This window comes from Comamonas sp. Y33R10-2, assembly GCF_019355935.1.
Taxonomy (GTDB): Bacteria; Pseudomonadota; Gammaproteobacteria; order Burkholderiales; family Burkholderiaceae_C; genus Comamonas.
In genome coordinates, this window is record NZ_CP079925.1 from 2,236,085 (window position 1) to 2,247,390 (window position 11,306).

Here is an 11,306-nt window from a genome sequence, read left to right on the forward strand (position 1 = left end):
TCTCTCTCACTCCCATTTAAGGGCCGCCTGTAATATGTATTGAGTGGCGGCCCAGTGAGAGATTATTTCTTCAAGCCCTGCAACTTGGCAAAGGCTGATGCCATGGCGTTTTGCTCTGTTGGCTGGCTACCACGCTGCGGCTGGGTATAAGCATCACGGCCACCACGATTGCCAGCACCTGCACCACCGCGGCCTGCACTTTCAAAGCGGTTGTCACGCGGGCCATCGCGCCTAGCAGGGGCGGCGTCCAGTTTCATGGTCAGGCTGATGCGCTTGCGTGCAGCATCCACCTCCAGCACCTTGACCTTGACGATCTGCCCGGTCTTGACCACTTCGCGTGCATCTTCGATGAACTTGTGGCTCATCTGGCTCACATGCACCAAGCCATCTTGGTGTACCCCCAAGTCCACGAATGCGCCAAACTGGGCCACGTTGCTCACGGTGCCTTCCAGCGTCATGCCTTCCTTCAAATCCTTGATGTCTTCCACGCCATCGTTAAAACGGGCGACGACAAAGTCAGGGCGTGGGTCACGACCGGGTTTTTCCAACTCACCCAAGATGTCTTTGATAGTGATGGCGCCAAACTTCTCGCTGACAAACAATTCAGGTTTGAGGCTTTTGAGCACTTCCGAGCGACCCATGATCTGGTCTACAGGCTTGCCGGTCGAGACAATGATCTGCTCGACTACGGGATAGGTTTCAGGGTGAACACCCGTCATATCGAGTGGATTGTCGCCACCACGAATGCGCAAGAAACCTGCCGCTTGCTCGAAAGTTTTAGCGCCCAAGCCCGACACTTCCATCAACTGCTTACGGCTCTTGAACGATCCATTGGCATCGCGCCAGCGCACAACCGACTTGGCCACTGAGCCACTCAGACCCGACACACGCGTCAGCAACGGAGCCGATGCTGTGTTCAGGTCCACACCCACTGAGTTCACACAATCTTCCACCACCGCATCGAGCTGACGGGCCAGCTCGCTTTGGTTCACATCGTGCTGGTACTGGCCCACGCCAATGCTCTTGGGATCAATCTTCACCAGCTCAGCCAACGGGTCTTGCAAGCGGCGGGCAATGGATGCGGCGCCGCGCAGGCTCACGTCCACATCAGGCATCTCCAGCGCTGCAAATTCGCTGGCGGAATACACCGAAGCACCGGCCTCACTCACCACGACCTTTTCAATTTTCTTGTCCGCTTTTTCGGCGATTTTGATCAGATCCGCAGCCAACTTGTCCGTCTCGCGGCTGGCTGTGCCATTGCCAATCGCAATCAGGTTCACGCCATGCTTTTCCACCAGTTTGGCCAGTGTGGCTAACGATCCGTCCCAGTCACGGCGCGGCTCGTGTGGGTAGATGGTTGATGTTTCCAGCAGCTTGCCATTGTGATCCACCACGGCTACCTTCACGCCGGTACGAATGCCGGGGTCCAGACCAATCACGGTGCGTGGCCCCGCAGGTGCTGCCAACAGCAAATCACGCAGATTGTCGCCAAACACCTTGATCGCTACTTTTTCGGCATCTTCACGCAGGCGGCTAAACAGGTCACGCTCAGTCGACAGGCTCAGCTTCACACGCCAAGTCCATGCGACACACTTGCGCAGCAAATCGTCAGACGCTCGCTTGGCGTGACTCCAGCCCAGATACAGGGCAATCTTGCCTTCGGCCAAACTAGGTTGGCCGGGTTCTGGCTCGATGGGCTGCACCAGCTTGGCTTCAAGAATTTCTAAAGCGCGGCCGCGGAATACGGCTAGTGCGCGGTGCGATGGCACGCGGCCAATCGGCTCGTCATACTCAAAGTAATCACGGAACTTCGCAACTTCCGGGTCGTTCTCGTTCTTGGCTTCAACTTTTTTCGACTTCAGCAGACCCTCATCCCACAGCCATTCACGCAGCTTTTGCACCAGTGCCGGGTCTTCCGCCCAACGCTCAGACAAAATGTCGCGCACGCCGTCGAGCACGGCAAAGGTGTTGGAGAAATCCGGGCCGGGCTTGCCATCATCGAGCACCGTGGCTGGCTTGCAAAAAGCTTCAGCTTCTTTGTGCGGATCAAGGCTGGGGTCAGCAAACAACTTGTCGGCCAGAGGCTCAATGCCAAACTCTTTCGCAATTTGGCCCTTGGTGCGGCGTTTTTGCTTGAAAGGCAGGTAAATGTCTTCCAGCTCTTGCTTGGTAGGAGCATTAGCAATGGCAAGGCGCAACGCATCGGTCAACTTGCCTTGCTCATCAATGGCTTTGAGCACTGTCCCGCGGCGGTCATCGAGCTCGCGCAGGTAGCTCAGGCGCTCATCGAGCGTACGCAGCTGTGTATCGTCCAAGCCACCTGTGGCCTCTTTGCGATAACGGGCGACAAAGGGCACCGTGGCACCACCATCGAGCAACTCCACCGCAGCGCTGACCTGCTGCGTCTTAACGTTGAGTTCTTGAGCAATCTGACCAATGATTTTTTGCATTCGATACTCGCCCCACGGCGTCTGACAGAGGAAGCGAAAGAGTTTGCCATAGGCAAAACGTCTCTCCAGACTCAATGCCCAAAGCAATTGCAGGCAATTGCAAGCAAAGCGCAAAAACTATGCTTTTCATAGCTGTAAGTCCTTTACAAATAAGGACTAAAACGCAATTTCATTAAAATTCTTTGCGCTATGCCAGATACGCATCAAGACGACTTTTTTGCCGATGACTTACCGCCGCCCAACTCAGGCGCAGGTAAAGCGCGCTCTAAAGAAACAAAGCCGCTTGGCGAGGCGACAGGCACCGCGCGCAGCCCCCAGCGCAGCGAAGTAACGCTGACACCCCAAGCCGCCCAGCATGCACCGCTGGCAGCGCAGTTGCCGCCCCAGTTGCGCATGGGCGTATCCACCTGGTCCTATCCGGGCTGGGAGGGTCTGGTATGGGATGGCGGTTATGATAAAAGCCTGTTGGCCAAAAAAGGCCTGACGGCCTATCACCAGCACCCGCTGCTGCGCACCGTTTGCGTCGACCGCACCTTCTGGCGACCTCTCACGGCCAGTCAATACGCCGTTTTTGCAGCGCAGGTCGATGCTGACTTTCGCTTTGTCGTCAAATGCCCGGCCGGTATTACCGATGCCCAAGTGCGCAGCGAAGAAGGCATGCCGCGTGAACTCAACCCGGCCTTTTTAGACCCACGCTTAGCCGTTGAGCATTTTGTGCAGCCAACCCTTGAAGGGCTGGGCAACAAACTGGGCGTGCTGGTCTTTCAACTCAGCCCACTGCCTTGGGGCTTGCTCAGCCAGCCCACTCGGGTGCTGGACAAACTGGGCCTGCTGCTGGCGCACGTGCGCCAAGCGCTCGTCAATCATCCACAAGTCATTGTGGCGGTGGAAGTGCGCGACCCTGAACTACTCAGTCCATCCTTTGCGCAAACACTCAAAGAGCATGGCGCGACTTACTGCCTGGGCTTGCACGGCAAAATGCCGCCCATCGAGGCGCAACTGCCCATTCTTCGCGCCTTGTGGCCCGGCCCTTTGGTCTGCCGCTGGAATCTGAACCGCATCTTTGGCGCTTATGGCTATGCCGATGCGCAGAAAAAGCATGAGCCGTTCAACGAGATACGCAGCGAAGACATGCACACGCGAGAGCTGCTGGCCCGCACGATTGCAGGCATCACCGGCGCAGGCCAGAATGCGTTTGTCACCATCAGCAACGATGCTGAAGGTTGTGCGCCAAGGTCTATTGCGCTGCTGGCCGAGGCTGTAGCAAATCAAACCCAAAAATATCATGACTCAAACAAGCTCTAGTGCTTATTGAATAAAGACTTGTAGCTATCAAAAAAAGCCCGCCAATTCAAGACTGGTGGGCTTTGTTTTTGGGTTGATCACACCCGCCGAAGGCAAGCCGCGAAGCCATGGCAGTACATACGTACGACAAGGCAAAGCAGCGGCGTATCAGGGGGAGAATTTCGCGGTTCTTGGCAGAGAAATCAGTCTTGTAGCGCTGCCAAAGGATGTGAATGCACTGGCCATGGGCTGACAAAAAATGCTTGCCACTGCGCATCGCTCACCTCTTCAATCCGCTCAGGGTTCCAGCGCGGCTTGTGATCTTTGTCCACGGCCAGCGCACGAATGCCTTCCAAGGTTTCGCTTTGCCCGGGGCGTAAATAAAAGCAGTGGCGCACCATGTCACGCTCCATGCGCAGGTCTTGCGCCAAGCTCATCTTGCGTGCGCGGCGAATTTGCTCCAGTACCACATGCAGCATCAAGGGCGAGCGCTTGCGCAAAGTTTCAGCTTGCGCCTTGGCCCAGTCACTGCCGGCCAGCAAGGCTTGCTCAATCGCGGCGACCGTGGGCAAAGAAAAGCAGGCATCAATTTCCTCGCGGTGCTCTTGATGCTTAGACCCGACGCTCACAAAACGAGAGCGCACCACCGCATTCAAAGCCTCGGCACTGGCAAACTCTGTGCTCGCCAAGGTTTCCCACAAATCCGCCTGCTGATCCGAAGGGACACAACCGTGCGCCAAACCAAAAGCCTCGGCATCACCGGCAGCAATGGTCTCTCCACTCAGCGCCAGCCACTCCCCCACCGCACCGGGGCAGCGAGAAAGAAAGTAGCCACCGCCCACATCGGGGAACAGACCAATCGCCGTCTCAGGCATCGCCATCTTGGTGCGCTCGGTCACGATGCGCAGCGAGCCGCCTTGGCTGATACCCATACCGCCGCCCATGACGATGCCATCCATAAAGGCGATGTAAGGCTTACCCAGTGTGTGAATCAGGTGGTTGAGGGCATATTCCTCGGTGAAAAAATCTTCTAACTCAGGGTTGCCGCTGCTGCCAGCGCCATGCAAAAAGCGAATATCGCCGCCAGCGCAAAAAGCGCCAAACACCCCGTCTTTATTGCTGCCGCGAATGGCAACGCCCAAAATCGAATCATCCTTTTGCCATGCCATCAACGTGGCAAGCAAATCGCGCACCATCCCCAGAGACAGCGCATTGAGCGCCTTAGGCCGGTTAAGCGTAATCATGCCCAGCTTGCCACGAACTTCGGCAATCACTTCAGGGGCATGTGCGGTCTGGGGGCTGTTCATTGTCAAAGTCTCCTTGAATCTTGGCTTTATGGGCTGTTTCAATTATGCGGGGGCTAGTTTAAAAACACGCATCAAAAGAGTGACAAAAGCTGCCAAGGCAGAGGTGCCTTGGCAGCTTGAGAGTGACAGTTGATGCGGCCTTGGCTTTACGCTAGCAACTGCCTGAGCACATAGGGCAAGATGCCGCCATGACGGTAGTAATCCACCTCAATCGGGGTGTCTATGCGCAGCTTCACGACAACTGTCTTCTTACTGCCATCGGCGCGCGTGATCACCAATTGCGCATTGCTTTGCGGGGCCAAATCAGCAGCGGGAATCACATCAATGAACTCCTCGCCCGTCAGCCCCAGACTTTGCCAGCTGTCATTGCCTTTGAACTGCAGCGGCAAAACTCCCATACCGACCAGATTGGAGCGGTGAATGCGCTCAAAGCTACGTGCCACGACGGCCTTGATGCCCAATAGCTGGGTCCCTTTAGCGGCCCAGTCACGGCTGGAGCCTGTGCCGTACTCCTCACCGGCCAACACCACCGTAGCGCGGCCTGCAGCTTGGTACTTCATGGCGGCATCGTAGATGGGCATTTTTTCAGTCTTGCCGTGATCATCGCGGTAGACCGTGATGCCGCCCTCTTCACGCGAGCCATCAGCCGCCGCTGCGATCATCAAATTTTTGATGCGTACATTGGCAAAAGTGCCGCGCATCATCACCTCGTGATTGCCGCGACGCGAGCCGTAGCTGTTGAAGTCGGCCTTTTGTACGCCATGCGCTAGCAGCCACTTGCCGGCTGGTGAAGTCTCCTTGATGGAGCCTGCGGGTGAGATGTGGTCAGTGGTGATGGAGTCGCCAAACAAAGCCATCACACGCGCGCCATGCACGGCATTGGGGTTTGAGCATTTTTGATCTGCAGTGCTTGATTTACTTAGAGCAGGCGCTTTCAAATCAATAGCAAAATCGGCAAAGAATGGAGGCTCGGCGATATAGGTACTCTCAGGCCAAGTGTAGGTAGCACCCGTCACGCCCTTGATTTTTTCCCAGAGTTTGCCCGGCTCGCTGGCCACTTGTTCGTAGTTGCTGCGGAAAGCCTTGCCGTTCATGGCGTACTTGAGCAGTTCTTGGATCTCCTCGCTGCTGGGCCAGATGTCACCCAGGTACACATCCTTGCCGCCCTTGCCTTTACCCACGGGCTCAGTCATCAAGTCCTTGCGCATGGTGCCTGCAATCGCGTAAGCCACGACCAAGGGTGGGCTGGCCAGAAAGTTAGCTTTGATATTGGGGTGAATGCGTGCCTCAAAGTTGCGGTTACCCGAGAGCACCGCTGCGCAAACGAGATTGTTTTGCAGGATGGATGCATTGATCTCAGGGGTGAGATCACCCGCATTGCCAATGCAAGTGGTGCAGCCGTAGCCCGCCAAGGCAAAACCCAGCTTTTCCAGATAGGGCAACAGGCCCGCCTCAGTCAAATAACGCGTCACCAAGCGAGAGCCCGGGGCCAGCGAAGTCTTGATGTGCGGCTTGACTTTCAGCCCGGCCTCTACCGCTTTCTTGGCCAACAAACCGGCTGCCAGCATCACACTGGGGTTGGAGGTGTTGGTGCAGCTAGTGATAGCCGCAATCAGTACATCGCCGCTGCCAATATCAAAGCTCTTGTAGGGTGTTGCAATCGCACTGCTTGCATCAACGGCAATAGCGCTGGCCTCGGCCTTGTTGGTCCTGGGCTTGTTGCTCACCATCTCGACTGTGTTGCGCTCTGCATTGGCAGGCACGGGCTTGCTCTCTGGCTGCAAGGCCTCTGGCCCACCGGGATGCACAAGATGGCGGCGAGCCAGTTGGTCGGCAGCTAAGTTGAAGCCATTTTGCGCAACCGGTGCGCTGAACAGTTCATCGAACTGGCCAGCCACATTGCCAATCTCGATACGGTCCTGCGGCCGCTTAGGGCCAGCCAGACTAGGCGCGACCTTGCCAAGATCGAGTTTGACTACATGCGAGTAGTCGATATCACCGGCCTTGGGCACGCCAAACAGGTTCTGCGCCTTGAAGTAAGCCTCGAAGGCCTGAATCTCAGTCTTGGTGCGGCCCGTGCCTTTGAAGTACTCAATGGTCTTTTCATCGACGGGGAAAAAGCCCATGGTGGCACCGTACTCAGGCGCCATATTGCCAATGGTGGCGCGGTCAGGTAGCGAGAGGCTGCGCGTACCTTCACCAAAGAATTCAACAAACTTGCCCACCACTTTTTCTTTGCGCAAGATTTCTGTGACGGTGAGTACCAAATCGGTGGCCGTCACGCCCTCGCGCAGCGCGCCTGTCAGCTCAAAGCCCACCACATCGGGGGTCAGAAAGTACACAGGCTGGCCCAGCATGGCCGCTTCGGCTTCGATGCCCCCCACGCCCCATGCAACCACGCCAATGCCGTTAATCATAGTCGTGTGGCTGTCAGTGCCTACGAGGGTGTCGGGGTAGTAAACCGCGTCTTTGCTCTTGTGCACGCCGCGCGCCAAATATTCCAAATTAACCTGATGGACGATGCCAAAGCCGGGCGGCACAACGCCAAAAGTGTCAAAGGCCTGCATGCCCCATTTCATAAACTGGTAGCGCTCTTGGTTGCGCTGAAACTCCAGCTTCATGTTCAAATCCAGCGCCTTTTTGGTGCCGAAATAATCGACCATGATGGAGTGATCGACCACCAAATCCACGGGCACCAGCGGCTCGATCGATTTGGGGTTTTTACCCAACTTGGCAGCCGTGCTGCGCATGGCAGCCAAGTCCGCCAAAAGTGGCACGCCCGTAAAGTCTTGCAGTACCACTCGCGAGACAACGAACGGAATTTCATCCACCCGCTCAGCCTTTGGCTTGGCCTGCCAGCGCGCTAGTTGTTCGACATGCGCTTTGGTGATTTTTTGGCCGTCGCAGTTTCGCAGCACCGACTCCAAAACGATGCGGATAGACACAGGCAATCGCTTGATTTCAGGAAACTGCTTAGCGAGTGCGGGCAAGGAGTAGTACTTGCCTTTCTTGCCACTCTCGGTTTCAAAAGACTTCAGCGTTTTGGCAAAAGTATGAGACATCGCGAGACTCTCCATCAATGAGACACAGGGGGAAGCACTTGTGCCTTCATTGTGCACACAACCCGCCATTCAACGTTGTGGGACGATGCACTCCAAGCATTAGTAATACTCAGAAAATCTTATCGATATTGCTTTGACGTCATTTAATAACAATGACTTCCAGCTATTTTTTCTATAGCAAAATTACTCAATCTCAATCAACGCTTGGCAGGTGGCTTGCCCGCCTTGCTTGCATCCCCATTCGGCGCAGCAGCCGCGTTCGGGTTTTGCCAGTGATACTCCACAAAACGGCGTATGACCAAGCAACCGGGCGGCGAATCAATTAAAGAGACGGAAGACCCCGGCTCCTTCGGGTCGGTATACACCGCATAAATGGGCAGCAAACGCACCATTTGGTAGCCGGGAAGCTCCGCCTGCGCGATGCTGGCACAGGTGAAGGGGGCAACGGTCATTCGTTCTGCAGCAATCGTGCAAGTGCCTGCGCCAGCATCTGGCACGGCCGTGATCGATGCAGCCATGCCTGCATTGGGAAACTCCAGTGCGATCAGCGAGAACACGGCTCCCGCATCGGGTTGCTTTCGGTCCCAGTCCAGCAACACATCGTGGCTGCGACTACCTTGCACGGCTAGCCCTGCCAAACGGTTGATGGCTGGTAGGCATTTTTTGACCCCTACGCTAGAAGCAGCCTGCGTTAGCTTGTCTGGTGCCGGTGCCGTTGTATTAGCGACAGGCTGGGCAAGAGCTACGCCCGCACCCAACTGCACCGCGAGCAATGTACTGATTAACAGCCATGCTGATTTACGCTGACCCATCACGACCTTAGTTTGCATAAAGCTGCTCAATCACCTGCGAATAGATTCGTACATTTTCATCAGCCAATGGGTCTAGTGTCGCCAGAAAACGCCGCGATTTTTTTCGATAAGAATTCAGGTCTTCATCATGCTCAGCAAAGGCTTGACACAGAGCACGCCCACCCTCTTCGCAGTCAAAGTCGTGATAGCGATAGCCACAGTCACCAATCAAATGCGAGTTGTGTATCAACGGATAGCCGCCGTACAAGGCCTCGTAATAAACGTAGTTCTGCGCGTTCTCCCAATGATGACTGATCACCGCATCGCAATTCTGGGACAGTACCTGCCAGATAGGGAACCGCCCTTCAAACGAAGTTAGACCATGGCGGACGATATCTAGGTTGTGCGCAAAACCATTGAAGATCGGGTTGTCTTTTAAGTGAAAGGTGTTGTATGCCCAAACCCGCTCAGTCATGTTCGGCTGCGCGCGATGGGCCACCTCGCACACCAGCAAGGGAATGTGACTGGTCTTGACCATGCATACATTGGGCTCAAACATACCCATGCGCCAGCGGCCACGACCGGGCTGGTAGCCAAACAGCAGGCCGCCTCTTGACTCTTGAATGGCTCGATCCAGCAGCTCAGGGCTCCAGAGGTGGGGAACAATCTTTACAGGAGCCCTAAAGGTGCTAGCGAAATACGGGGCGCAGGTGTTGATGTACTCCGGTAACGTCCAAACTTCGTCATACGGCGCACCGGTGATCAATAAGCCATGCGGCTTGTTAAACAACATGCGCTCACTATCGATCACGTAGTCATTGCCCACCCGCATCGACACCACTTTGCGCCCAGTCGAGCGGAATTCAATCATCCACTCTTTGCCCAGTTGCGCGCTCATCTCAATCATCAAGTCCAGCTGCGACATCGCCGCATTCATATCAATGACGGGGACCGGTGACTCTTTCAAAAAAGCCAGTGCATCTTGTGCGTCGCCACCGCCACCACCGGCGACGAGAAAAACTTCAGACACTAACGCAGACTTTTGCAAAAGCTGCGCGAGAAACAGGCAGTTCTGAAAAATTCCGTTTTCCCATAAAGATTGATTGCCCTTGCGTACAAATAAAGAAATACCGACGCGAAGCTTTTGGGGTTGTACAGCCATCACACAGCCTCCATCAACGCAGGCGTATCATGGCAAAGCTGCTTGAGCAAATCAGCATATTCACGCACGTTCGCCTCAGCCGTTGGCTCTAAATCAGCAAACAACTGGCGCGTTGCACGCTGCTGATCGGGAAGTTTTTCATCGTGATTTAGGTAAGCATCTAGCAATTGCCTGCCGCCCTCTGCAGCTTCAAAACCGGGGTAGTAATAGCCAGCGCCAAAGCTGCGCAACCAATCCGAGTTATGAATCAATGGGTAATCACCATAGAGCGCATCCATATAGCTGTAGTTTTGGTCATTAGTCCATTGGTGCGAAATCACTGCATTCGCATGCTGGGCCATAAAACCCACAACGTCGTGGCGCCCGTGAAAACACGCTTTATGTTGCTTGACCAAATCCAGCGAGTTCGCCATATAAAGCATGGTCGGATGATCCTTCATGTGCATGCTATTGAGCACATGCATCATCGCAATGCTTGAAGGATTGGCCCGGTAAGCCTCATCACACGCAAGCATCGAAATGCTCGATGTTTTCACCACCGAAAGATTGGGCTCGAACATGGCGACTCTTAAGCCAGGCGCAGCCAGTTCAGCTCCATTTTTTGGCAGGGCTTGCCAGCCAAAAATATGCCCGTGCTGCTCTACATCAGCAATACGTAGTTTCAAAAAATGGGGGTTCCACAAATATGGTGCGATGCGAACTGGACAGCGATGAATTACGCGCTGAAATGGCACAAACGCGGAGTATTCCGGAATCATCCAAACTTCATCGCAACGGTCTGTTTTGAAAAAGCCACCTGGTCGATCAAACACCGCAGCCTCTACAACGGAGCCAAATGGATGCCCGACACAGTAAAAAACGACCTTCTTGCCTCTCGCTCGCTGTAATGCCAGCCATGCGGGGTCCAGAGCCCCCGTCAATTCAATGATGACATCCACACGATCGGCTGCATCCTCGGGTCTGAGTAATTGAAGCTTCAATTCCTCAAGATTGACACTTTGCGGCATCTCACTTTGATCGCCTGCATTTAGCAGCAAGACCTCTTTCACAAACGGTATTTTTTGCAGTGCCTGCGCAAGAAAAAAAACGTTTTGTCCCGCTCCGTTTTCCCAAATATTCTGGGTCGCTCGAGTTAGTACAGAAATACCAATACGCATAGAAGCTCTTCTTATAAAAATAGGCCCTCAACAATGTGAGGGCCTTTTCTTGTGCTCTTGATCTCACTCGCCTTCTTCAGGCGATTGAGCCAT

Annotated in this window: 7 protein-coding genes; 1 reads left to right on the forward strand and 6 read right to left on the reverse strand. The window is 54.9% G+C overall.

Annotated elements, in window-relative coordinates; translation table 11 throughout:
* Positions 1-62: 62 nt before the first annotated feature.
* Positions 63-2,450: a Tex family protein gene (locus tag KUF54_RS10015; protein WP_219342624.1), complete on the reverse strand. Its 2,388-nt coding sequence runs from the start codon at positions 2,448-2,450 to the stop codon at positions 63-65.
* A 189-nt stretch (positions 2,451-2,639) separates the two neighbouring features.
* Between KUF54_RS10015 and KUF54_RS10020 the strand changes: the two genes are divergently transcribed.
* Complete coding sequence (locus KUF54_RS10020) at positions 2,640-3,755, forward strand: DUF72 domain-containing protein (protein WP_219342625.1); 1,116 nt, start codon at positions 2,640-2,642, stop codon at positions 3,753-3,755.
* Positions 3,756-3,937: 182 nt separating this feature from the next.
* Here the strand turns inward: KUF54_RS10020 and KUF54_RS10025 are convergent, their stop codons facing one another.
* From KUF54_RS10025 to KUF54_RS10045, 5 genes are all read right to left on the reverse strand, one after another.
* Positions 3,938-5,041: an enoyl-CoA hydratase/isomerase family protein gene (locus tag KUF54_RS10025; protein WP_219342626.1), complete on the reverse strand. Its 1,104-nt coding sequence runs from the start codon at positions 5,039-5,041 to the stop codon at positions 3,938-3,940.
* Between the two features lie 146 nt (positions 5,042-5,187).
* Positions 5,188-8,103, reverse strand: coding sequence for an aconitate hydratase (locus tag KUF54_RS10030; protein WP_219342627.1), 2,916 nt, complete (start codon positions 8,101-8,103; stop codon positions 5,188-5,190).
* 197 nt (positions 8,104-8,300) lie between these two features.
* Complete coding sequence (locus KUF54_RS10035) at positions 8,301-8,933, reverse strand: hypothetical protein (protein WP_255576013.1); 633 nt, start codon at positions 8,931-8,933, stop codon at positions 8,301-8,303.
* Positions 8,923-10,056 (reverse strand): DUF2827 domain-containing protein, encoded by a 1,134-nt coding sequence (locus KUF54_RS10040; protein ID WP_219342628.1) that lies wholly within the window; start codon positions 10,054-10,056, stop codon positions 8,923-8,925. Before KUF54_RS10040 ends, KUF54_RS10035 begins: the two co-directional genes overlap by 11 nt.
* The gene (locus KUF54_RS10045; RefSeq protein WP_219342629.1) at positions 10,056-11,213 is read right to left on the reverse strand and encodes a DUF2827 domain-containing protein; all 1,158 of its coding nucleotides are present in this window, start codon (positions 11,211-11,213) and stop codon (positions 10,056-10,058) included. The genes KUF54_RS10040 and KUF54_RS10045 overlap by 1 nt, the downstream gene beginning before the upstream one ends.
* Between the last annotated feature and the right edge of the window lie 93 nt (positions 11,214-11,306).